The organism is Streptomyces sp. NBC_01775, assembly GCF_035917675.1.
Lineage (GTDB): Bacteria > Actinomycetota > Actinomycetes > Streptomycetales > Streptomycetaceae > Streptomyces.
The window spans coordinates 5,535,729-5,558,126 of record NZ_CP109104.1; the positions used below are offsets into that span (position 1 = coordinate 5,535,729).

A 22,398-nucleotide genomic window follows, 5' to 3' on the forward strand; every position below is an offset into this window, starting at 1 on the left:
CCCCGCCCCAGGGCCGTCCGATGAGTCGCGTCGGCGGCGCGTCAGGAGAGGCTCTAGTGTCTTCGCTCGTGACTGAACCCTCCTCCCTCCTCGGCGCGACAGCGGATGCCTACGATGCCGTCGCTGTCCGCTACGCCGAACTCGCCCGCAATGAGCTTGACGCTCTTCCGCTGGATCGCGCGGTGCTCGCTGCGTTCGCCGAGCTCGCACGGAGCACCGATGCCGGGCCCGTCGCCGAGCTGGGATGTGGACCTGGACGTGTTACCGCGCACTTGCGGGACTTGGGGCTGGATGTCTTCGGCGTCGACCTGTCCCCTGTGATGATCGAGCTCGCCCGCGAGACATACCCGGACCTGCGGTTCGAGGTCGGTTCCATGGATGCCATGGATCTGGCCGACGGGAAGCTGAACGGCATCGTGTCCTGGTATTCGGTCATTCACACCCCACCGCAGGACATGCCCTCGTACTTCGCCGAGTTCCGGCGGATACTCGCGCCTGGTGGTCACCTCTTGCTCGGCTTCTTCGAGTCAGAGGGGGAGGCGGTTACGCCGTTCGACCACAAGGTGGCGACCGCCTACCGGTGGCCGATCGACGATCTCGCGGGGCTGGCCGGTGAAGCCGGGTTCGTCGAAGTCGGCCGGATGCTGCGTGAGCCGCGCGAGGAGGAACGGTACCGCCGGGGGCACCTGCTGATGCGCCTGGGCAAGTAACTCAGGTGATCGCGTGCCCGTGAAGGGCTGCCGGGCAGTCACGAGTGGAGCCAAAGGCGTATGGCGGCGTCCAGCACCTCGCCCTGCGCGAAGTTGCCGGCCGTGAGGAAGTAGGCGGGCCTGTGCGGAGTGAATTCCAAAGTCGTGCCGGGCCGTGCCTGTACCGCGCAGAACGGGGAGTTGCTCATGCCGAGGCCGACCGAGGCGGTATTGGCGGGCACGGTGGGCAGCGACCTGATGTAGAGGGAACCCAGCTGGGGGGTGGGAGTGGCGGTGACTGGGACGGCGACAGGGCGCACGAGCAGCCCGGCAGCTCCCGGCAGTTGCCGGCAGCTCCCGGCCGTGATCAGCGCGGCGGGCGTCCGGCGAAGTGACGGGCGAGCAGTTCGAGGCCCTCGGTGACATGGGCGGTGGCGATGGCTCCGTAGCCGAGGGCCAGGCCGGGCTGTGGCCGGTCACCGGCCGTGTAGGCCGCCAGGCTCTCTACCGCGATGCCCGAGGCACCCGCCCGGTCCAAGACGGCGGCGAGGTCGACGGCCGCGTCCGGCCTGAGCCGGGCGGACAGGTGCAGGCCGGCGGCGGAGGGCACCGGGTCGAGCCAGTCGGCGAAGCCCGCACGCAGCGCCGTCATGACGTGTTCGTGCCGCTCGGCGTAGACCCGGGTGGCCCTGCGGACGTGCCGGGACAGTTCGCCCGAGTCGATGAAACGGGCGAGCGCGGCCTGCCCGACGAGGTCGCCGTGCCAGTCGGTGAGCTGCTTGGCAGCGCGCAGCGCCGGTCGCAGCGAGGCCGGGGCGATGAGGAATCCGAGCCGCAGCATCGGCAGCAGCGTTTTGGAGAACGTGCCCACGTAGACGACCCGGCCGGTGCGATCGAGGCTCTGTAGCGGCTCCAGCGGGCGCTCGCCGAAGCGGAACTCGCTGTCGTAGTCGTCCTCGACGATCACGGCACCGTGACGCGACGCCCACGCGAGCAGCGCCGCCCTCCTGGCCGGGGACATCGGCATGCCCATCGGGAACTGGTGGGAGGGCGTGACGTACACCAGGCGGGCAGTGGCCGGGAGGGCGCTCACGAGCAGGCCCTCGTCGTCCACCGGTACCCCGATGACCCTGGCGCCCAGTGAGCGGAACAGCTGCCGCGCCGCCGGATAGCCGGGATCCTCGACGGCGACGTGGTCGCCCGGTTCGATCAGGATCCGGCCGATGAGGTCGAGGGCCTGCTGGGCGCCCTGGGTGACCAGGACGTCCTCGGCGTCGGCCCGGACCGACCGGGAGACCCCGACGTGCCGGGCGACGGCCTCGCGCAGCCCGGCGTGTCCGGCGGGATCGGCGTATCCGGAGGCCGACCGGAGGACCGAGGCCCGCAGTTCCCCGGCGACCAGGCGCCGCCAGGTGGCGAAGGGGAACAGGCCGGGGTCCGGCCTCCCGACGCGGAAGTCGTGGACGGGCGGCGAGGTGGCGGCGGCCGGCTCGGTGGCGGGCGCGAGGCCGTCCCACAGGGGCCGGGGGCGGACGCCACGCCCCGTCGGCGCCGTACGGGAGCCGGAACCGGAACCGGAACCGGAGCCGGAACCGGATCGGGCGTGGGCGGCGGGTGGCGTGACCGGCCCGGTCCCCACGAAGGTGCCGGCCCCGACGCGGGCGACGACGAACTCCTCGGCCGCCAGCCGCTCGTAGGCCACGGCGACCGTGTTGCGGGCGACGGCGAGCCTGCCGGCGAGCTCCCGGGTGGGCGGCAGGCGTTCCCCCGGGCGCAGCCGGCCGTCCAGGATCGCGTCGAGCAGCTGGCGGTAGATGCGGGAGGTGAGGTCGCCGGGACCCGAGAGCGAGACATGAACGTCCACGGCAGGACCCTACATTGGCCCAATCAGACTGATGGGAATTGGCACTTCTCAGGGCCAATTCCGGGCCGTTGAATGTTCCTCGCTTGAGAAATCGGCGACCGAGGAGCCCCCTGTGACCACCGCAGACATATGGTTCGATCCGAAATGCCCCTGGGCGTGGAACACTTCCCGCTGGCTGCTCGAGGTGGAGCGGGTCCGCGACATCGAGGTGCGTTTCCACGTCATGAGCCTGTGGCTGCTCAACGAGGGCCGGCAGGGGCTTGAGGAGTGGTACGAGCGCTGGCTGTCCGACACGCTGGGCCCGGTCCGGGTGCTCATCGCCGCGGAACGTGAGTATGGCACCGAGGTCCTGCGGGACCTTTACACCGCCTTCGGCGACCGGATCCACCGGAACAAGACACCCATCGGCCGCGAGCTGTACACCGGGGCGCTGGCGGAGCTGGGCCTGACCGGGAAACTGGCCGACGCCGCGGAGGACACCGCCCACGACGAAGCCCTCCGGAGCAGCCACCGGGCCGGCCTCGACCCGGTCGGCGAGGACCTCGGCACTCCGGCCCTCCACGTCACGGGAGCGGACGGAACGCTCAACGCGTTCTTCGGCCCGGTGGTGAGCCCCGTGCCCCGCGCCGAAGCGGCCGGCCGGCTCTGGGACGGCGTCCTCGGCGTCTCCGCCACGCCGGGATTCTTCGAGCTCAAGCGCGGGCGCACCGAGTCCCCCCGCGTCGACTGATGTCCGGGGGCGACTGATGTCCAGGATCGTGCCGGCCCCCGGTCCGCTGCGGGTCCTGGCCCTGGCGCAGCTGGCCAACTCCCTCGGTGACGGTGCCTTCTACGCCTCCTCGGCGCTGTTCTTCACCCGCCTCGTAGGGCTCTCCCCGGCCCAGGTGGGGCTCGCGCTGACGTTCGGATGGACGACGGCCGTCCTGGCCGGACTACCGCTCGGCTACCTCACCGACCGGTGGGGGCCGCGCCGCACCGCGGTGGTGCTTTCCGTGGCGACCGCCACGACCCTGAGCGCCTTCCTCGTCGTGCGGACCTTCCCGCTCGTCCTGCTCGTCGTCTGCGGATACGCCTGCTGCCAGGCGGGCCTGGCCTCGGCCCGGCAGGCGCTGTTGGCCGCGCTGGTGGCCCCGGCCGAGCGGACCCGGGCGCGGGCACAGTTGCAGGCCACGCTCAACGCGGGCCTGGCAACCGGCGCCGGACTGGGCGCACTGGCCCTCGCCCTGGGCACCCGGCCGGCATACCTGACGGTCTTCGCCCTCGACGCGGCGAGCTTCCTGGCCGCCGCACTCGTACTGAGCCGCCTGCCCCGCACGCGGACCGCCGCCCGCACGCGGACCGCCGCCCGCACGCGGACCGCCGCCCGAACGCGGACCGCCGCCCGAACGCTGACCGCCGCCCGCACGCTGACCGCGCGGAAGGCGCTGGCCACCGCACCCCGTCCGACCGTGCTCCGCGACCGGCCGTACACACTGATCACGCTGCTCAACGCGGTCATGTGCCTGAACATGCCGCTGCTCAGCCTGGGCCTGCCGATGTGGACCGTGCAGCGGACCGACGCGCCCGCGGCGATGGCCGCGGTGTTGCTGGTGGTCAACATGCTGGGCGTGGTCGCCTTCCAGGTGCGCGTGGCCCGACGGGTGACCGACCTGCGCACCGCCACCCGGGCGACCAAGCACGCCGGCTGGCTGATGCTCGCCGCCTGCGCGGTGTACGCACTGTCCGGAGCAGGCATCGGGGCCGGGGCGGCGACGGTCGCCCTGATCGTCGCCGCAGTGATCCAGGTGTTCGGCGAGATGCTGCACGGGGCGGGCAGCTGGGAGATCGGTTTCGGCCTGGCGCAGCCCGACCGGCAGGGTCAGTACCAGGGCTTCTTCGGCATGGGCCCGCAGCTCGCCCGGATGCTCGGCCCGGTCCTCCTGACCACGCTCCTGGTGACCTGGGGCATCCCCGGCTGGCTGGTACTCGGCGGCCTGTTCCTGGCCGCCGGAGCCGCCTTCGGCCCAACCGTGCGCCACGCCGAGCCCGGCCGATCCGGACCGCTCGGCCCACGACACGACGCCGAAGCCGCACCCGGACCAACGGCCGGCTGATCCGCCCCCTGCTCATTGCCGTCGGCGGACGTCACCCCGGCGCCCACACCCTGCTGGCGCAACCCCCGCTCCCGACGGAGACGTCAGCAGAAAGCTCGTCGGCAAAAAGCTCGTGGGCAGGAAGCGATCCGTCGTGATCGACACCAGCGGCTTCCTGCTGCCCGTCCTGGTCACCGCAGCGAGCGTCCAGGACTCCTCGTCGACCACGCTGCTCGGCTCGGCATCGCCCGTCGCACGCCCGGCACTCGCGGCTTCTCCGTACTCCCGCGCAGGTGGGCGGTAGAGCGCACTCTCGGGCACGCACCAATGTCACACCGGCACGTCATAATGTTCGAATACGGCTTCTTCTTCGCGCCGTGGAGCAGGAAAATGCCGTAGAGATCAGCTGTGGGGCATTCGGCGCAGCACACATCGTGCCGTCGGCCGCAACCAGGGGGAGTAAACGGGGATGAGTGAGTTCACCGGAGTCGACCCACTTCGGCTACGTGAGTTGGCCAACGCGCTGCAAGGCCTGGCGGACGCGCTCGACGCGGACGGCACCACCATTCGTAACCTCTTCTCGAAGTGGGAGGGGACGCTCGGCCAGTCCGTCCTGACGCAGCAGACCACGCAGGTCGGCGACGACGCACACAACATGGCGCTGCGGGCCTCTCTTGCCTACAGCCTCTTGCTCCAGCCCCGGTTCACCTCGGCGAACAGCCCGCATTCGAACTGGGTCAACATCCAGTGGGACGTCTCGCAGATCGACACCGCGTTGGAGGGGCAGCGGGAGGCCATGAGCCTGCTGGAGGCGTTGGACGATCCCGACGATCCACAGTCGCGCGCCACCATCCAGATGCTGTCCCAGTCACTCGAAGACCACGCGGACGACCCGGCGTATCTCCAGGCGTTCATGAACTCCGGTGGCCTGGACGCCTCGGTGCGCGCGGCACGGTTCCTGCACGACCAGGACGGCACCCACGGCAGCACCGTGCTCTCCTCCGACTCGCAGGAGATCCTCGCCAGCTTCGGGCTTGCCGTGCAGTCCGCGACCAGCCTCGCCGAGCAGGGAGAGATTCAGCTTCCGGCCAACTACCTGGACAAGCTGACGAGCCCCCCGAACGGGGACATGTGGTCGGTCGGCATGCTCTTCCAGTACGGGCCGAACGGCGACAAGTGGGACCCGAAGGTGTTGTCCACGGTCGGCGGCGCGATGCTGGATTGGCGATCGGGGCAAGAGATGCGCCCCAACTACTCCGAACCCACCATCCTGGGCACCGGATACGTCCCGGGCGGTTACGTCGAGTCGGACAATCCCTGGTACGACAACCTGGGCCTGGACGTCTCATACCTCACTGTGGGCGCCGACGACGCCGCCGACCGCATCCAGGCCATCGCCGCCAACGACCCGTCGGTCATCCTCATGCAGAGCGTCAGCGAGAACCCGGACGCCTCCCGCCTGCTGCTGACCGGTCCTGACGGCGACGATCACGCCAAAGTGCTGGTCGACGAGAAGTGGCACACGCCTGGCCCCCAGTCGTTCAACGAGGCCCAGTGGCCGGCCGCCGTCATCACCGCCGCCACTTCGGACCGGACCGGTCACCCGACGGAATCGGTGGAGGCCGCGGCCAACGTCATCAACGCGGGAGCGGCCGAATACGGCGACGAAAAGAACAAGAGCGAATACGACAAGTCGCAGTATCCGGTCCCGGGACAGATCACTCACGCGTTGGCGCAGGTGTTCGCGACCTATGTGCCTGACTTCGCCCAGTCCCACGGCATGCCCGAGGGCCAGGCGGCAGCGCCGGCTACCGGAGCGGACAATGCCGGCATGCTGATCGTCGGACACGAGACAGCGCTGAATTTCATCAGCATGATCGCGCAGAACAGCGGCGACGCCGGACACCTGGTCAACTCCGTCAACGCGCAGATCTCCCTGACGGCCGCGACGGGAATGGAATCTCCCGAGGTGCAGACCTACCTGAACAACCTGGCCGAGCTGCAAGGCGTGGTGACCGCCGGCGCCCATCAGACCGGTCTCGACGCGGAGAAGCTGACAGACGAGGCGAACAAGACGACCGTGCTGTGGGTGGACTCCGTCGGTGGCGCCATCACCTCCATTCCGGGGCTGCCGCCCGGGGCCGAGTGGGTCCAGACATTGATCACCGCCGGCCTGCCCGCCGTGAAGGAGAGTTTCTCCACGGACAACGCCCAGAAGTACCAGGAGGGCGCCGGGTCGAAGTTCTACGACGACCAGTCCTCCATGCGACTGCCACTGGTACAGGGCCTGGTCCTCAGCGGACAGATCGAGCCTCCTGAGAACCACCCGGAATGGGCGAACGGGCAGATCACGCTCGACGACGCAGGCGACCGGACGGACTTCAACAGCTGGTGGCAGCAGCTCGCGGGTCAGCCGGACCTCCATCTGGACGACTTCGACGACGAGATGCGGGACGCCTTCGAACGGGGAAACAGCGCCAACTGACGAGGGGGAGAAATGGGCCAGTCACCAGCCGATCTGTGCAGACAGGACATGGGAACGATCGAGACCGCGGTGACCAATATCCGCACCGCCGTGCAAAAGGTGACCGAGCTGATGGGCTCGGACACCTGGGCGGGTCCCACTGCGGACAGCTGGGCCGAAGACTTCAACGGCCGTATGAGTTCGCTGAACTACCTCTTCGACTCCTACCCGGCAGAGGAGCAGCAGCTCATCGCCAAGGCCGGGGAGCTGGAGCCGAAGTAGGACGTTCGCGCACAGCCGTCCACGACATCGGCTGAGTCGCCGGGAGGTCCCGGCGGCTCAGCTTTTTCTCGTCGTAGCGGGTGGCGGGGAGGAGGTAGCCGTCCCGGCGGTCTTCGGGGGAAGTCGAGCCAGTCGGGGCCGTCGTCCTCGCGGACGGCAAAGCATCCGCATACGACGCGGTGGCCGTTCGGCAGAAGGACTGTTCCTCGCAGGTGGCCGAACTCCGCGAGGGACGCGACGGTGCGGGCGACCTCGCGCTGTTCGCCGGGCTCGCGGTCCCGGCGGCCGTAACAGCCATCGATTCCCGCGGCTTTCCACAGGGCTGTGAGAGCGAGTTGGAGCTGTTGATCGTCGGTGTCGCCGAGTTCTACGGCGAGTTCGTCGAACCCGCCGTGCCAGTTCTCGTCATCCGTGAACGACGCCGGATCGCGCATACGAGCCCCCCTCCTCGACGTCGCCGGGCCGGGCGCCGGGCCGCCCGTCAGCTCCGTCGGTGGCCTATGAGGCGCGGCTTCTGCTCCAGCCCGTCGAGGCCGTGCCAGGCGAGGTTGACCAGGTGGGCCGCCACCTCGGACTTCTTCGGCTTACGGACGTTCAGCCACCACTGGCCGGTGAGCGCGACCATGCCGACCAGCGCCTGGGCATAGAGAGGGGAGAGCTTCGCGTCGAAGCCGCGGGACTTGAACTCGCGGCCGAGGATGTCCTCGACCTGGGTGGCGATGTCCGAGATCAGCGAGGCGAAGGTGCCCGTGGACTGGGGGAGCGGGGAGTCCCGCACCAGGATGCGGAAGCCGTCGGTGTACTGCTCGATGTAGTCGAGCAGCGCGAACGCGGCCTGCTCCAGCAGTTCGCGGGGGTGGCCGCCGGTCAGCGCGCCGGTGACCATGTCCAGCAGGCGCCGCATCTCCCGGTCGACCACCACCGCGTACAGGCCCTCCTTGCCGCCGAAGTGCTCGTAGACCACCGGCTTGGAGACCCCGGCCTTGTGCGCGATCTCCTCCACCGAGGTGCCCTCGAAGCCGCGTTCGGCGAAGAGCGTGCGGCCGATGTCCAGCAGTTGCTCGCGGCGCTCCTTGCCGGTCATCCGGCGGCGGGCGGCTCGCTTTTTGGGGCTGCTGGACGGCGTCGCTCCGCCGAACGCGGCCGGAGTCTCGTCGGTGGGCACGGGGTGTGGGGCCTTCCCTGTTGTGTGGCTGTCTTGTTGGGGCCCGGGGGACGGCCCCCGGGTCGTCAACGTCGTCAAGACAGCATCATGCCGCTTCGGCTGTCCGCTCCTCGCGGCGGCCGGACTCCTCGCGGCCGGAATCCTCCCGGCGGCCGGATTCCGCACCGTCCCCGGCACCGGCGACCTCTTCCTCGCCCTTCTTGCCCTGGACCTCGCCCGCAGCCTCGTCCTCGCTCTTGCCCTTGCCCTTGGCGTCGTCGTTCCGGCGCGAGGCCAGCCGCTCCTCCTTGGGCCAGCGCACGTCGTATGCCCAGCCGGCCATCTCGAACCAGCGGATGATCCGCGCGCTGGAGTCGATCTGTCCGCGCTGCACCCCGTGCCGCGCGCAGGTCGGGTCCGCGTGGTGCAGGTTGTGCCAGGACTCGCCGCACGAGAGGACGGCCAGCCACCACACGTTGCCCGAGCGGTCCCGCGACTTGAACGGGCGCTTGCCGACCGCGTGGCAGATGGAGTTGATCGACCACGTCACGTGGTGCAGCAGCGCGACCCGGACCAGCGAGCCCCAGAAGAAGGCGGTCACCGCGCCCTGCCACGACCAGGTGGCCAGGCCGCCGATCAGCGGCGGGATCATCAGCGAGATGACCGTCCACAGCACGAACTGGCGCGAGATGGTGCGCAGCGCCGGGTCCTTGATCAGGTCCGGCGCGTACTTGTGCTGCGGCGTCTGCTCCTCGTCGAACATCCACGCCATGTGGGCCCACCACAGGCCCTTCATCAGGGCGGGGACCGTCTCGCCGTAGCGCCACGGGGAGTGCGGGTCACCCTCGGCGTCGGAGAACTTGTGGTGCTTGCGGTGGTCGGCCACCCAGCGCACCAGCGGGCCCTCGACGGCCACTGAACCCATGATCGCCAGCGCGATCCGCAACGGCCGCTTCGCCTTGAACGAGCCGTGCGTGAAGTACCGGTGGAAGCCGATCGTGATGCCGTGGCAGCCGATGTAATACATCACGACCAACAGCCCCAGATCCAGCCAGCTCACCCCCCAGCCCCAGGCCAGCGGCACCGCGGCCACCAGCGCGACGAACGGGAGAGTGATGAACAGCAGCAGCGCGATCTGCTCCACCGACCGCCGCTTCTCGCCACCCAGCGTCGCGGAGGGGAGAGGAGTGACGGAGTCGGGGGATTCCGCGCCCGCTGCCGTGCGAGCAGCAGTATCAGCCTTCGGCGAACTGTCGAGAACGTCGGGGCTAGTCGTCATAAAGGTCCCTCATTGGAACTCGGCTTGGCTACGGTTCCGTAACCTACGGCATCGTAAGTATGGCAGCCGTCCGGCATGGGACAAGAGGAGAACGGCCCGTGCCGGGGCCCTCGCGCAGGGCCACCAGCGGGCCCGGTGAGCCCCCGGGGCCCGCCTCACCAGGCACGCCGGTCCGCTTCCCGGGCGAGCCGGAATGCCTCACCGGCGCGCCGGAATGCCCACCCATCGGACTGAGTGCGGTACCGCGGAAGCGCCGACCTATCCTTGTCACGTCGGACAGCGCGGTCCGCCACCTGCCCAGAAGCAAAGCCGCAAGGGAGCCGCACCTGTGAGCAGCGCCGACAGCAACCAGCACCGGCCGGAAACCGCTGAGAAGATCTCCGCCGCGGGGAAGACCTCTCCCGAGGAGAGGACCTCCGAGGAGAAGACCTCCCCCGCCGAGGCGGCCGAGGCCGAGGCCGCCGACGCGTCCTCCGCGCTCCGCGCCGACATCCGCAGGCTCGGCGACCTGCTCGGCGAGACGCTGGTACGCCAGGAAGGCGCCGAGCTCCTCGACCTCGTCGAGCGCGTCCGCGCTCTGACCCGCAGCGACGGCGAAGCAGCAGCGGCCCTCCTGGGCAGAACCGACCTGGAGACCGCGACCAAGCTGGTGCGCGCCTTCTCCACCTACTTCCACCTGGCAAACGTCACCGAGCAGGTCCACCGGGGCCGCGAGCTGCGCGTCCGCCGCGCCAGCGACGGCGGCAACCTCTCCCGCACGGCCGACATGCTCAAGGACGCCGACCCCGCGCACCTGGCCGAAACCGCGCGCAACCTCTCGGTGCGCCCCGTCTTCACCGCGCACCCCACCGAGGCGGCCCGCCGCTCCGTGCTGACGAAGCTGCGCAAGATCGCGGAGCTGCTGGAAGAGGCCGAGTCCCAGCCCGGCGGCGCCGAGCGCCGCCGCACCGACCTGCGGCTGGCCGAGAACGTCGACCTCATCTGGCAGACCGACGAGCTGCGCGTCGCTCGCCCCGAGCCCGCCGACGAGGCCCGCAACGCCATCTACTACCTCGACGAGCTGCACCGCGGCGCCGTCGGCGACGTCCTCGAAGACCTCACCGCCGAGCTGGAGCGCGCCGGAGCGCCGCTGCCCGAGGACGCCAGGCCCCTCACCTTCGGCACCTGGATCGGCGGCGACCGCGACGGCAACCCCAACGTCACCCCCGAGGTCACCTGGGACGTCCTGCTCCTCCAGCACGAGCACGGCATCACCGACGCCCTCACCCACGTGGACGAGCTGCGCGGCGCCCTCTCCAACTCCATCCGCAACTGCGGCGCCACCCAGCCCCTGCTCGACTCACTCGAAAGAGACCTCGTCCGCCTCCCCGAGATCAGCCCCCGCTACAAGCGGCTGAACGCGGAAGAGCCCTACCGGCTCAAGGCGACCTGCATCCGGCAGAAGCTGCTCAACACCCGCACCCGCCTCGCCGAAGGCGTCCCCCACAACGACGGCTGGGACTACCTCGGCACCGGCGAGCTCCTCGACGACCTCGCCCTCATCCAGCAGTCCCTGCGCGAACACCGCGGCGGCCTCGTCGCCGACGGCCGCCTGGCCCGCGCGCTGCGCACCGTCGCCGCCTTCGGCCTCCAGCTGGCCACCATGGACGTACGCGAGCACGCCGAGGCCCACCACCACGCCCTCGGCCAGCTCTTCGACCGCCTCGGCGAGGAGTCCTGGCGCTACGCCGACATGCCCCGCGACTACCGCCAGCGCCTCCTCACCAAGGAGCTGCGCTCGCGCCGCCCGCTCTCCCCCCGGCCCGCGCCGCTGGACACCGCCGGCGCCAAGACCCTCGGCGTCTTCGCGACGATCCGCAAGGCCCTGGAGACCTTCGGGCCCGAGGTCATCGAGTCCTACATCATCTCCATGTGCCAGGGCGCCGACGACGTCTTCGCCGCCGCCGTCCTCGCCCGCGAGGCAGGACTCATCGACCTGCACGGCGGCTGGGCGAAGATCGGCATCGTCCCCCTCCTGGAGACCACCGACGAGCTGAAGATCGCCGACGAGCTCCTCGACGCGATGCTCTCCGACCCCTCGTACCGCAAGCTGGTCTCGCTCCGCGGCGACCTCCAGGAGGTCATGCTCGGATACAGCGACTCCTCCAAGTTCGGCGGCATCACCACCAGCCAGTGGGAGATCCACCGCGCCCAGCGCCGCCTGCGCGACGTCGCCCACCGGCACGGAGTGCGGCTGCGCCTCTTCCACGGCCGCGGCGGCACCGTCGGCCGAGGCGGCGGCCCCACCCACGACGCGATCCTCGCCCAGCCCTGGGGCACCCTGGAAGGCGAGATCAAGGTCACCGAGCAGGGCGAGGTCATCTCCGACAAGTACCTCGTCCCCTCCCTGGCCAGGGAAAACCTGGAGCTGACGGTCTCCGCCACCCTCCAGGCATCGGCGCTGCACACCGCACCCCGCCAGTCCGACGAGGCGCTCGCCCGCTGGGACGCGGCCATGGACACCGTCTCCGACGCAGCGCACCACGCCTACCGGCGGCTCGTCGAGGACCCGGACCTGCCCGCCTACTTCTTCGCCTCCACCCCCGTCGACCAGCTCGCCGAACTCCACCTCGGCTCCCGCCCCTCCCGCCGCCCCGACACCGGAGCTGGCCTGGACGGGCTGCGCGCCATCCCCTGGGTCTTCGGCTGGACCCAGTCCCGGCAGATCGTCCCCGGCTGGTTCGGCGTCGGCACCGGCCTCAAGGCCGCCCGCGAGGCCGGACTCGACAGCGTGCTCGAAGAGGCCCACACCCACTGGCACTTCTTCCGCAACTTCCTGTCCAACGTCGAGATGACACTGGCCAAGACCGACCTGCGGATCGCCCGCCACTACATCGACACCCTCGTCCCCGACGAGCTGAAGCACGTCTTCGCCACCATCGAGGCCGAACACGCCCTCACCGTCGAAGAAGTGCTGCGTATAACGGGCGAGAGCGAACTGCTGGAGGCCAACCCCGTCCTCAAGCAGACCCTCAAGATCCGCGACGCCTACCTCGACCCGATCTCCTACCTCCAGGTCTCCCTCCTCCACCGGCAGCGCCAGGCCGCCGCCGAGGGCCAGGAGCCCGACGAGGACCTCGGCCGCGCTCTGCTGCTGACGGTCAACGGAGTCGCCGCCGGCCTGCGCAACACCGGCTGATCCCGGCCGTCATCCGGATCCGGGCCCGAGCCCGGCTCCGGAGCTCGGGTCCGGAGTTCGGGGCCCGGACGTGGAGCCGGGAGCCCGGAGCCCGGAGCCCGGAGTCCGGAGCTCGGACGTGGAGCCCGGGGCGTGAAGCCTGACATGGGGCCTGGGCGCTGCTCAGAACGTGAGCAGCGCCCAGGCCCCACCCATGACCAGCGCCCCGCACAACCCCATCGCCACCGCCGTACGCCGCATCCGCAGCCCGCCCGCCACCACCAGCGACGCCAGCAGCAGCGCCCCGCCCAACGGCACCCAGGCATAAAGAATCCCGGCAGGACCCGTCCTGACGACATGGTCCGTGCCGGGCTTCACCGCGACTTCGAGCCGCTCACCAGTGTCCCCGGACACCGATCTCGCGACCGTCACCTTCTCCGGCTTCCCACCCGAACCGGCCGGTTTGAAAACCCCCGCGCACTCCTCGTCCCCGCACGCGGAGACCGTGACCGTCCCCCGCTCCTCAGCGGCCATCGCCGGCTCCGCCGTCCCCCACGACGTCCACACCCCCGCCACCAATAACACCCCGGCGATCAGCGCCATCAACCCCGACCGCGCCAGCAACAACACCCCGAAGGCGCTTTCCCCCAACCGACGGGTACGACTGCGCTTGGTGTCCTGGCTGCGAAATGCCTTGGCTGACATGGCCGTGATACTTGGCCACGAAACGATGCCGGTCAACCTACGTGCCCGGCATGCGCCCTTTAAGGGCAGGCGCGCCCTTTAGGAGTTGTACGCGCTTCAGGAGTTGTACGCGCTCTGCGCCCGCTCCAGTCCGTCCACGAGCAGAGACTCCGCCGCGTCCGCCGCACGGTCCACGAAGTAGTCCAGCTCCTTCCGCTCGGCCGTCGAGAAGTCCTTCAGCACGTAGTCCGCGACCTGCATACGCCCCGGCGGGCGGCCCACCCCGAAACGCACCCGGTGATAGTCGGAGCCCAGCGTCTTCGTGAGCGACTTCAGGCCGTTGTGGCCGTTGTCGCCGCCGCCGAACTTCAGCCGCAGCGTTCCGTAGTCGATGTCCAGCTCGTCATGCACCACGACCAGCCGCTCCACCGGAACCCCGTAGAAATCCAGCAGCGCCTTGACCGGACCACCGGACACATTCATGAACGACATCGGCTTCGCGAGCACCACCCGCGTGCTGTCCACACCCGGCGTCCCCACCCGCCCCTCCAGCACCTGCGCACGGCCCGCCTTGTGGGACTTGAAACCGGCCCCCATACGGGAAGCCAGAAGATCGGCCACCATGAAGCCGACATTGTGCCGGTTACCGGCATAACCCGGCCCCGGATTGCCGAGCCCGGCGATGAGCCAGGGGCCACTGGCGCTGGCCGACATGCTGAATCCTCCGGTCGTCACGAGTCTGCCCAGGGCCCCCACGGGGCACCCTGCCCACAAACGCCGGGCAGGCCGGAACCGGCCTGCCCGGCGTCTACGGGCACAAGAGATGCAGCGCGATTACTCCGCGGCCGGAGCCTCGGCGCCCTCGCCCTCGGCACCCTCCGCCGCCGGCTCCTCCGCCTGCGCGGACAGCACCTGGATGACGGTCTCGTCCTCCTCGATGGCCAGCGAGGTCCCACGCGGCAGCTGGATGTCCTTCGCCGCCACCGAGTCACCCGCCGACAGACCGTCGATGGAGACGGTCACCGACTCCGGAATGTGCGTGGCCTCTGCCTCGACCGGCAGCGAGTTGTACACGTGCTCCAGCAGGTGCTGCCCCGGCGCCAGCTCACCCTCGATGTGGATCGGGACCTCGACCTGGACCTTCTCGCCGCGCTTGACCGTCAGCAGGTCGATGTGGACCAGGAAGCCACGGATGGCCTCACGCTGGACGGCCTTCGGGATCACCAGCTCCTTCTTGCCCTCGACATCCAGGTGGATCAGGACGTTCGAGTTCTTCAGAGCCATCATCATGTCGTAGCTGGGCAGCGCCACGTGGACCGTCTCGGCGCCGTGCCCGTAGATGACCGCGGGAACCTTCTCCTCGCGGCGGAGACGGCGGGCCGCACCCTTGCCGAACTCCCTGCGGACCGTGGCGGAAACATTGACGTCAGCCATGCTGCGCTCCTCGTCATCAAAAGTGGAACAGAAAACTGCGATGCCACTCGGTCCCGACGGACCTGCTACGAAGAGCGCACGTCGATAACGGAGCACGACCGCCGACACACAGCGGACCGGCCTCCCTCGCCGAGCGACTCGCAGAGTCTACGCGGCAAAAGAGGCCGGCCAAAAATCGATCAACGAGAACGGACGTCACCACCGCCCCACAGGCGGCTAGGCCACCCCGCAGGCGCTACGCCTGCTCGTCGAAGAGGCTCGTCACCGAACCGTCCTCGAACACCTCACGCACCGCACGGGCGATCGTCGGCGCCATCGACAACACCGTGATCTTGTCCAGCTCCAGCTCACCCGGCGTCGGCAGCGTATTCGTGAACACGAATTCACTCACCTTGGAATTCTTCAGCCGATCAGCAGCCGGACCCGACAGCACCCCGTGCGTCGCCGTCACGATCACATCCGCCGCACCGTTCGCGAACAGCGCGTCCGCAGCCGCACAAATCGTGCCACCCGTGTCGATCATGTCGTCGACCAGCACACACACCCGGTCCTTGACCTCACCGACAACCTCGTGCACCGTCACCTGATTCGCCACGTCCGGATCCCGGCGCTTGTGCACGATCGCCAGCGGCGCACCCAGCCGATCCGCCCAACGGTCCGCCACCCGCACCCGGCCCGCATCCGGCGACACAATCGTCAGCTTGTCCCGGTCCACTTTCGCGCCCACATAATCCGCCAGCAACGGCAGCGCGAAAAGATGGTCAACAGGACCGTCGAAGAAACCCTGAATCTGATCGGTGTGCAGATCCACCGTAAGAATGCGGTCCGCACCCGCGGTCTTGAACATGTCCGCCATCAACCGCGCCGAAATCGGCTCACGGCCACGGTGCTTCTTGTCCTGCCGCGCGTACCCGTAGAACGGAACGATCACCGTGATGCTCCGCGCCGAGGCCCGCTTCAGCGCGTCGATCATGATGAGCTGCTCCATGACCCACTTGTTGATCGGAGCCGTGTGGCTCTGCATCAAGAAGCAGTCGGCACCACGAGCGGACTCCTGGAAGCGGACGTAGATCTCGCCATTGGCGAAGTCGAAAGCCTTGGTCGGGACCACGCCGATGCCGAGCTGCTTGGCGACCTCTTCGGCGAGTTCGGGGTGGGCGCGGCCGGAGAAGAGCATGAGCTTCTTCTCGCCGGTCGTCTTGATCCCGGTCACTGCTGTTGTCTCCCTGTGTGGTGCGCCGCACAGCGGCTCGTCGGCGGCTCGTCGGTTTTCGGCCGCATGGCCAAACCGGCTCGACCCAACCGTACGCCTCACGCCATACAGCCGGATACCCGGTCAGCCCGCCGCCGCCGAGCCCTCTCCGGTACCCTCCGGCCCCTCACCGGCGTCCTCGGCCGCCAACGCCGCCGCACTCCCCGGACGCTTCCGCGCCACCCAGCCCGCGATGTTGCGCTGCTGGCCCCGCGCCACCGCCAACGACCCCGCAGGCACATCCTTCGTGATCACCGAGCCCGCCGCCGTATAAGCACCGTCCCCCACCGTGACCGGCGCCACGAACATGTTGTCCGCACCCGTACGGCAATGAGACCCCACCGTCGTACGGTGCTTGCTCTCCCCGTCGTAATTCACAAAGACACTCGCCGCACCGATATTGCTGTGCTCACCGATCTCCGCATCCCCCACATACGACAGATGCGGCACCTTCGTCCCCTCACCCACCTGCGCGTTCTTCATCTCCACGAAGCTGCCGGCCTTCACCTTGCCGCCCAACCGCGTCCCCGGCCGCAAATAGGTGTACGGACCCACCGACGCGCCCTCACCGATCTCCGCCCCCTGCGCCACCGTGTTGCTCACCGCCGCACCCGCGCCGACACGCGTGTCCGTCAGCCGCGAATTCGGACCCACCTCGCACTCCCCGCCCAGATGCGTCGCACCCAGCAGCTGCGTCCCCGGATGCACCGTCGCATCCGGCTCGTACGTCACCGTCACATCCATCCACGTCGTCGCCGGATCGATCACCGTGACGCCCGCCAGCATCGCGTCCTCCACCAGCCGGCCATTCAGCATCCGCCGCGCCTGGGACAGCTGCACCCGGTTGTTGATCCCCGCGATCTCCCGGTGATCACCCGCCACCGCAGCCCCCACCCGGTGCCCGCCCTCCCGCAGGATCCCGAGCACATCCGTGAGGTACTCCTCACCCTGGCTGTTGTCCGTACGGACCTTCCCCAGCGCCTCACTCAGCAGACGGCCGTCGAACGCGAACACCCCCGAATTGATCTCGCGGATCGCCCGCTGCGCCTCGGTCGCGTCCTTGTGCTCCACGATCGCGGTGACCGCGCCGCCGTCCGGATCCCGCACGATGCGGCCGTACCCCGTCGCGTCGGGGACCTCGGCGGTCAGCACGGTGACGGCGTTGCCGTCGGCGCTGTGGGTGTCGGCCAGCCGCTGGAGCGTCGCGCCGGTCAGCAGCGGGGTGTCCCCACAGGTGACCAGCACCGTCCCCTTCACCGTCACTCCGGCCCCGGCCAGCTCCTCCAGCCCCATACGCACGGCGTGTCCCGTGCCGTTCTGCTCGTGCTGCACGGCGGTGGTGGCGTTCGCGCCCGTCTCGGTCAGGTGCGCGGTCACCTTCTCGCGCGCGTGTCCGACGACCACGACCAGATGCTCCGGATCCAGCACCCGCGCGGCGCTGACCACATGGCCGACCAGCGACCTTCCGCAGATCTCGTGCAGAACCTTGGGGGTAGCCGACTTCATGCGGGTGCCCTCACCCGCTGCGAGAACGACGACGGCTGCCGGGCGATTGGCGCTCACGGGTGTGCCCTTCGGCTTCGGGGGTGGGTGCTGCCCCGCAGAATACCGGTGAGTTCGGCCGCCGGAACGAGGACGGGTCCTGACCTTGGGTCAGGACCCGAACTTGGGACGATGCTCCCGGGGGAGGATTCGAACCCCCATCAACAGAACCAAAATCTGTGGACTTGCCCTTAGTCGACCCGGGATTACCTTATGTCCGATTCGCCTCACCGGCTGATCGGGCACCCCATACTATGCCGCACCACCAGCCTTCGATGCGACGGTACAAGCGAGCGCTGCTCGTGAGGCGGATGGAGAGGCACCCGTGGTGTTCCGGGCCCCTGTTCATCCGGCTGCTGACATTCGTCTTGAGCCAGGGCTTGCAGAAGCGCTCGCCGGGGATCCCGACCACGTCCGACCAGAAGCGCGTGGCTGCGGCCAGGTCAGATGTGGCGTGGATGCTCACCGCGCAGCGCCAGTGGGACCTGTCGATCTCCAGGAGTTCCAGCCAGCGTACGAAGAGCCGGATCATGTCCGGGTCGCTGTTGATGAGGGAAACGCATTCGCGGCGCGCGTACGGCTTGCTCTTGTTGCCCTCCGCCCAGTACAAGGCGGTGCCGATCAACAGCAACTCCCGGTCGCTGATGGAGCCGATTTCCGAGCGTGCTTCGTCGGTCAGTCTTTGGCGCTCACTGTCCTGCTCCAGCCGCTGACGCGCCCGTCCCACTGCCATACGTTCCATGCGCCCTGTGTCGCTCCAGCGTGGCTCGGGGCGGGGAAGATCTCTCACCCATGCCGAGATGGAACTCTTGGACACTCCCAGCTCGGCCTTGATCCGGTCGTACGTCCAGCCCTGGCGGCGCAGCTCGCGGGCGCGGGTGCGGAGGGCGTCTTTGGCGCGGGGACGGCGGGTCCAGGCCGGTGGGGGTTCGCCGGTGACGAGGCGGTTGAGGAGGTCGTTGTTGGAGACCTTGAGGCGGTCGCGGATCTGGCGGCGGCTGAGGCCCTCGCGGCGGAGGGCGAGGGCCTGGGTGCGGAGCCGTTCGTAGCTGTCGTCGGGGGTGTCCCGTGTGTCTTCTGGGTCTTCCGTGCCGTTCATGGCCGTCAGTCTTCGCGAGAGGCGGAGCTGTGTGCGGGGAAATGCTTTGCCATTCAACAGTTCGAGTGAAAGCCGTCTGTTCGTCTGTGAAAACATCCGGTCACCGACCGATGTCCGGAATGGGGAGTTCCGGGGATCGGCCGGAAATCGGGTTACAGGCGGTCGTAGGCTGGGCGGTATGACCGAGACGGGGGAAAATCGCGCGAGGGGCGCGCCATGGTGGTGGGGGCGCCCCAGAAGTGCGGTGTTGGACATCGCGCTCGCTGCGGCGTCCGCCGCGGAGTGTGCGGTGCAGGGGGAAGGGTTCGCCCGTGAGGTGGGGGTTCCCGCTGTTGTCGTGATCGCGCTGGCCGTGATCGCGGGTGGCACGCTGGTGCTGCGCCGGCGCTGGCCGATCGCCGTGGTGCTGGTGGCCATCGCCGTCATACCGGCCGAGATGGGCATGCTGCTCAGCGTCGTCGGCCTCTATACCCTCGCGGCCACCGAGGTACCGCGCCGGATCACGGCGTTGCTGGCCGGGATGGCCGCCGTCGGGACGCTCGTGATGACCATGGTCCGGCTCCAGCAGAACGTGGGCCAGGACCCGGACTTCAATCCTTCGGCCTGGTTCGTGCCGCTCGTGTCGGTCCTGATGTCGATCGGGCTGACGGCTCCGCCGGTGCTGCTCGGGCTGTATGTGGGGGCGCGCAGGCGGCTGGTGGAGTCGCTGCGGGAGCGTGCCGACGGTCTGGAGCGTGAGCTGTCGCTGCTCGCCGACCGGGCGGAGGAGCGCGCGGAGTGGGCGCGTAATGAGGAGCGCACGCGTATCGCGCGCGAGATGCACGACGTCGTCGCGCACCGGGTGAGCCTGATGGTGGTACACGCCGCCGCGCTCCAGGCGGTGGCGCTCAAGGATCCGGAGAAGGCCGCGAAGAACGCCGCTCTGGTGGGTGACATGGGTCGCCGGGCCCTCGATGAGCTGCGCACGATGCTGGGGGTGCTGCGGTCGGGGGAGCCGGACAAGCCGTCGTCCACGTCGACGGCGGGGGCAGGGACGGGGGCGGGTGGTGCGGCGGGCCAGGCTCTTCCCGCCGCCGGGGAGGGTTCCCGGGCTGCTGTCACTACGGCTGGCGCCACTGCTGAGGCTGATGGGTCGGGGTCCGCTTCCGCCGCTGCCTCCGTGTCCGTTCCTTCCGTATCTTCCGTTCCTTCTGTGCCCGCTCCTGCCGCGTCGTCCTCTTCCGCGTCGGCTCCTGCCGGGTCGTCCGCCGGGTCGTCCGGTGCTGCCGCCGAGGTGCCGGCGCGGCTTGCGGAGTTCGCTTCGGCCGCGGTCGAGCTCGCCGCCTCGGGCGGGCAGTCGCCGGACGGGGGCAGGGGGAGAACCTCCGGGGCGGGGAGGGCGGCGCCTTCGCTCGCGGAGCTGGACGCGCTCGTGGGACAGTCGCGGGCCGCGGGCATGGCGGTGGAGCTGAGTGTGGAGGGCAGTCCGGCGAGGGGCTGCCCGCCGCCGGTGGAGCAGACCGCCTACCGCGTGGTGCAGGAGGCGCTGACCAACGTCCACAAGCACGCGGCGGGTGCGAACACGCGGGTGCGGGTCGCACACCGTGAGGCGGAGGTGGCGCTTCAGGTGGAGAACGAGCCGGCTGCCGACGGTGCCGCCGACGCGGGGCTGCCCAGTGGTGGGAACGGGCTGGTGGGGATGCGGGAGCGGGTGACCGCGCTGGGTGGCGGCTTCGTGTCGGGGCCGACGGACGCCGGGGGCTTCCGGGTCTCGGCGATCATTCCGTACGCGCGTTCGTGAAGCGGTGAGGCGGTCCGTGAAGCGGTGAGGCGGTCCGTGAGAAGCGGTGAGGCGGTCCGTGAAGCCGCACGCGCGTCCGTGAGGCCGACTGTGGCTCAGCCCTGTGTGGCTCAGTCCCGGTGGCCGTTCGTGCGGCGGTCGGTGGCTCAGGCCGTGTAGCGGTCCGTGGCTCAGTTTCGGTAGCCGTCCGTTATTTCCGCTGTCCCTTCCGCGGATCCTGCCGGGCCGTCGGCCTGCGCGCCGTCGGCCGCTTCCGTGTCCTGGGCCGGAGTGCCGGAGTGGGGGCTCGTGTTGGCGCTGAGCCGGGCGGGGACGAGGCCCATCAGGAGTGCGGAGAGCGCGGCGTCGAAGCCGGGGCCCAGGTACCAGTCGCCGGTGGGGTCGAGGCTGTAGACGCGGCGCTGGGCGTCGATCACGAGCAGTGCCTCGCCCTCACCCTCGGTACCGAGGGGGCAGATCTGGGTGTCGAGCGCCCGGCCGAGGTCGGAGAGGGTGCGGGCCGCGTGCAGTCCGGGGAGCGGGTCGATCAGCACGGGGGCGGGTGCGAGGTGGCGGCCGGGCCCGGTGGGGACGATGTTGAGGGCGCCGAATTCGGCCCAGACCTCGACGGCGGCGGGGAAGACCGCGTGGCGGTGTCCGCCGGGGGAGGTGTGGCCGCGCAGGGTGTCGGCCCACCGTTCGGCCTGCCGGATGTCCCAACGCCCGGGCTCCCAGCCCGCGTTGCGCAAGGGGTCGTCGACGGCGACGGGGAAGCGGGTCGTCACTGGCTGTGCTCCTGTGCGGGGTCGACGGCGCGCACCCCGAAGTGGGACAGCAGCGCGCCGCACGAGCGGCATGGGGGTGCGTAGCTGCCGTGCAGGGGGTCGCCGTCCTCGCGGATACGGCGGGCGGTGAGTTTGGCGTGCTTGAGGGCGCGCTTGGCCTCGCTGAGGGTGAGTGGCTTGGGGGGTTTGGCCGGGCGGGGTGCCTTGGTGGCTTTGGCGGGGGCGGCCTTGCCGTTCTTGGCGGGCCTGCGTGCGGTGCGCTTGCCGGCGCGCGCGGTCTCGGTCGCGGTCAGGAAGCGGGACAGGAGGACGGCTTCGGGGCAGCGGCCGGTGTGGCGTGCGCGGCGCTCGGTGGTGAGGGTGTCGAGGAAGTCCTGTACGAGGGGGTGGTGGGTGGGCGGCCGGTCGCCTCTGCTGCCCGTACAGGTGAGGGTTTCGCCGCGGATGGACAGTGCGGCGGCGACGGCGGGGAGGATGCCGTCGCGGCGCTGGAGCAGGACGGGGGCGGTGGCGTTGATGGAGTCCGTCGCCGTGGTCCAGCCGACGCGCGGGTCGTTCTGGCCGTGCTGGTCGTGCTGCCCGGGTGTGTGCTGTGCGTGCTGCTCGTACTGTGCGGGTGTGTGCTGCGTGTGCTGGGGCTGCGCATGTCCCGGGTGCGCTGGTTGGGTGTGCGCCTGTTGTGCGGTGTGCATGATGGAGCTTCCTCCCCGTGCGTCCCCTCTGTGCCGGGGATCCGCGCCAAGTATGCAGTGTCATACATGAGTCGATCATTCCGCCGGTCATGTCATGGCCTTGTGACGGTTCGGGGGATGGGGCGCGATGGGGGTGGTCGGTTCCGGAGGAGGCGGCGAGCATCGGACAGCAGTGCGGGTGAAAGATTTTGAACGGCCGT

18 protein-coding genes, 1 tRNA gene and 2 pseudogenes are annotated in these 22,398 nt (G+C 69.7%); 8 read left to right on the top strand and 13 right to left on the bottom strand.

Going from position 1 to position 22,398, the window contains the following annotated elements:
* The first annotated feature begins 68 nt into the window (after positions 1–68).
* Positions 69–710: a class I SAM-dependent methyltransferase gene (locus OHB04_RS24790; RefSeq protein ID WP_326689858.1), complete on the top strand. Its 642-nt coding sequence runs from the start codon at positions 69–71 to the stop codon at positions 708–710.
* Between the two features lie 38 nt (positions 711–748).
* On the opposite strand, the gene OHB04_RS24795 is transcribed toward OHB04_RS24790, so the two are convergent.
* On the bottom strand, positions 749–1,009 hold the full coding sequence (locus OHB04_RS24795; protein ID WP_326808337.1) for a hypothetical protein: 261 nt from the start codon (positions 1,007–1,009) through the stop codon (positions 749–751).
* A 47-nt stretch (positions 1,010–1,056) separates the two neighbouring features.
* Positions 1,057–2,553, bottom strand: a complete 1,497-nt coding sequence (gene pdxR, locus OHB04_RS24800) for a MocR-like pyridoxine biosynthesis transcription factor PdxR (RefSeq protein ID WP_326808338.1) — start codon at positions 2,551–2,553, stop codon at positions 1,057–1,059.
* A 112-nt stretch (positions 2,554–2,665) separates the two neighbouring features.
* On the opposite strand from pdxR, the gene OHB04_RS24805 reads away from it, so the two are divergent.
* The 5 genes and pseudogenes from OHB04_RS24805 (at position 2,666) to OHB04_RS24825 (ending at position 7,371) form a co-directional block, all read left to right on the top strand.
* On the top strand, positions 2,666–3,283 hold the full coding sequence (locus OHB04_RS24805) for a mycothiol-dependent nitroreductase Rv2466c family protein (protein ID WP_326808339.1): 618 nt from the start codon (positions 2,666–2,668) through the stop codon (positions 3,281–3,283).
* A 16-nt stretch (positions 3,284–3,299) separates the two neighbouring features.
* Positions 3,300–4,646 (top strand): MFS transporter, encoded by a 1,347-nt coding sequence (locus OHB04_RS24810; protein WP_326808340.1) that lies wholly within the window; start codon positions 3,300–3,302, stop codon positions 4,644–4,646.
* Positions 4,647–4,746: 100 nt separating this feature from the next.
* Positions 4,747–4,970 (top strand): annotated as a pseudogene (locus OHB04_RS24815) (IS5 family transposase); the annotation flags it as partial.
* A 124-nt stretch (positions 4,971–5,094) separates the two neighbouring features.
* A complete protein-coding gene (locus OHB04_RS24820) occupies positions 5,095–7,110 on the top strand; it encodes a hypothetical protein (RefSeq protein WP_326689863.1) in 2,016 nt (671 codons plus the stop codon).
* Positions 7,111–7,158: 48 nt separating this feature from the next.
* Positions 7,159–7,371, top strand: a complete 213-nt coding sequence (locus OHB04_RS24825) for a hypothetical protein (protein ID WP_326808341.1) — start codon at positions 7,159–7,161, stop codon at positions 7,369–7,371.
* A gap of 481 nt (positions 7,372–7,852) precedes the next feature.
* On the opposite strand, the gene OHB04_RS24830 is transcribed toward OHB04_RS24825, so the two are convergent.
* Both OHB04_RS24830 and OHB04_RS24835 read right to left on the bottom strand, forming a co-directional pair.
* On the bottom strand, positions 7,853–8,455 hold the full coding sequence (locus tag OHB04_RS24830) for a TetR/AcrR family transcriptional regulator (RefSeq protein WP_405807387.1): 603 nt from the start codon (positions 8,453–8,455) through the stop codon (positions 7,853–7,855).
* 166 nt (positions 8,456–8,621) lie between these two features.
* Positions 8,622–9,794, bottom strand: coding sequence for an acyl-CoA desaturase (locus OHB04_RS24835; RefSeq protein WP_326808342.1), 1,173 nt, complete (start codon positions 9,792–9,794; stop codon positions 8,622–8,624).
* 328 nt (positions 9,795–10,122) lie between these two features.
* On the opposite strand from OHB04_RS24835, the gene ppc reads away from it, so the two are divergent.
* Entirely contained in the window at positions 10,123–12,972 is a 2,850-nt protein-coding gene (ppc, locus tag OHB04_RS24840) for a phosphoenolpyruvate carboxylase (RefSeq protein WP_442814941.1), read from the top strand.
* Positions 12,973–13,134: 162 nt separating this feature from the next.
* Here the strand turns inward: ppc and OHB04_RS24845 are convergent, their stop codons facing one another.
* From OHB04_RS24845 to OHB04_RS24875, 7 genes are all read right to left on the bottom strand, one after another.
* On the bottom strand, positions 13,135–13,656 hold the full coding sequence (locus OHB04_RS24845; protein ID WP_326808343.1) for a hypothetical protein: 522 nt from the start codon (positions 13,654–13,656) through the stop codon (positions 13,135–13,137).
* Positions 13,657–13,752: 96 nt separating this feature from the next.
* Positions 13,753–14,349: an aminoacyl-tRNA hydrolase gene (pth, locus tag OHB04_RS24850; RefSeq protein ID WP_326808344.1), complete on the bottom strand. Its 597-nt coding sequence runs from the start codon at positions 14,347–14,349 to the stop codon at positions 13,753–13,755.
* 120 nt (positions 14,350–14,469) lie between these two features.
* Positions 14,470–15,069, bottom strand: a complete 600-nt coding sequence (locus OHB04_RS24855; RefSeq protein ID WP_326689869.1) for a 50S ribosomal protein L25/general stress protein Ctc — start codon at positions 15,067–15,069, stop codon at positions 14,470–14,472.
* A gap of 235 nt (positions 15,070–15,304) precedes the next feature.
* Positions 15,305–16,282 carry a ribose-phosphate diphosphokinase gene (locus tag OHB04_RS24860; RefSeq protein ID WP_326689870.1) on the bottom strand — a complete coding sequence of 326 codons (978 nt, stop codon included), beginning with the start codon at positions 16,280–16,282 and terminating at the stop codon, positions 15,305–15,307.
* A 123-nt stretch (positions 16,283–16,405) separates the two neighbouring features.
* The gene (gene glmU, locus OHB04_RS24865) at positions 16,406–17,884 is read right to left on the bottom strand and encodes a bifunctional UDP-N-acetylglucosamine diphosphorylase/glucosamine-1-phosphate N-acetyltransferase GlmU (protein WP_326808345.1); all 1,479 of its coding nucleotides are present in this window, start codon (positions 17,882–17,884) and stop codon (positions 16,406–16,408) included.
* 114 nt (positions 17,885–17,998) lie between these two features.
* Positions 17,999–18,069, bottom strand: a tRNA-Gln gene (locus OHB04_RS24870).
* Between the two features lie 5 nt (positions 18,070–18,074).
* The gene (locus OHB04_RS24875; RefSeq protein WP_326808346.1) at positions 18,075–18,962 is read right to left on the bottom strand and encodes a hypothetical protein; all 888 of its coding nucleotides are present in this window, start codon (positions 18,960–18,962) and stop codon (positions 18,075–18,077) included.
* 178 nt (positions 18,963–19,140) lie between these two features.
* On the opposite strand from OHB04_RS24875, the gene OHB04_RS24880 reads away from it, so the two are divergent.
* Positions 19,141–20,742: a sensor histidine kinase gene (locus OHB04_RS24880; protein ID WP_326808347.1), complete on the top strand. Its 1,602-nt coding sequence runs from the start codon at positions 19,141–19,143 to the stop codon at positions 20,740–20,742.
* Positions 20,743–21,035: 293 nt separating this feature from the next.
* Here the strand turns inward: OHB04_RS24880 and OHB04_RS24885 are convergent.
* Positions 21,036–21,506 (bottom strand): annotated as a pseudogene (locus tag OHB04_RS24885) (SUKH-3 domain-containing protein); the annotation flags it as partial.
* Complete coding sequence (locus OHB04_RS24890) at positions 21,503–22,198, bottom strand: YwqJ-related putative deaminase (RefSeq protein ID WP_326808348.1); 696 nt, start codon at positions 22,196–22,198, stop codon at positions 21,503–21,505. The pseudogene OHB04_RS24885 and the gene OHB04_RS24890, both read right to left, overlap by 4 nt.
* Between the last annotated feature and the right edge of the window lie 200 nt (positions 22,199–22,398).

Excerpts from the sequence above, each read along its gene's own strand:
- OHB04_RS24810 (WP_326808340.1), top strand. The coding sequence starts at position 3,300 with ATGTCCAGGATCGTGCCGGCCCCCGGTCCGCTGCGGGTCCTGGCCCTG.
- OHB04_RS24820 (WP_326689863.1), top strand. The coding sequence starts at position 5,095 with ATGAGTGAGTTCACCGGAGTCGACCCACTTCGGCTACGTGAGTTGGCC.
- OHB04_RS24825 (WP_326808341.1), top strand. The coding sequence starts at position 7,159 with ATGGGAACGATCGAGACCGCGGTGACCAATATCCGCACCGCCGTGCAA.
- OHB04_RS24830 (WP_405807387.1), bottom strand. The coding sequence starts at position 8,455 with ATGACCGGCAAGGAGCGCCGCGAGCAACTGCTGGACATCGGCCGCACG.
- OHB04_RS24835 (WP_326808342.1), bottom strand. The coding sequence starts at position 9,794 with ATGACGACTAGCCCCGACGTTCTCGACAGTTCGCCGAAGGCTGATACT.
- OHB04_RS24845 (WP_326808343.1), bottom strand. The coding sequence starts at position 13,656 with ATGTCAGCCAAGGCATTTCGCAGCCAGGACACCAAGCGCAGTCGTACC.
- pth (WP_326808344.1), bottom strand. The coding sequence starts at position 14,349 with ATGTCGGCCAGCGCCAGTGGCCCCTGGCTCATCGCCGGGCTCGGCAAT.
- OHB04_RS24855 (WP_326689869.1), bottom strand. The coding sequence starts at position 15,069 with ATGGCTGACGTCAATGTTTCCGCCACGGTCCGCAGGGAGTTCGGCAAG.
- OHB04_RS24875 (WP_326808346.1), bottom strand. The coding sequence starts at position 18,962 with ATGAACGGCACGGAAGACCCAGAAGACACACGGGACACCCCCGACGAC.
- OHB04_RS24880 (WP_326808347.1), top strand. The coding sequence starts at position 19,141 with ATGACCGAGACGGGGGAAAATCGCGCGAGGGGCGCGCCATGGTGGTGG.
- OHB04_RS24890 (WP_326808348.1), bottom strand. The coding sequence starts at position 22,198 with ATGCACACCGCACAACAGGCGCACACCCAACCAGCGCACCCGGGACAT.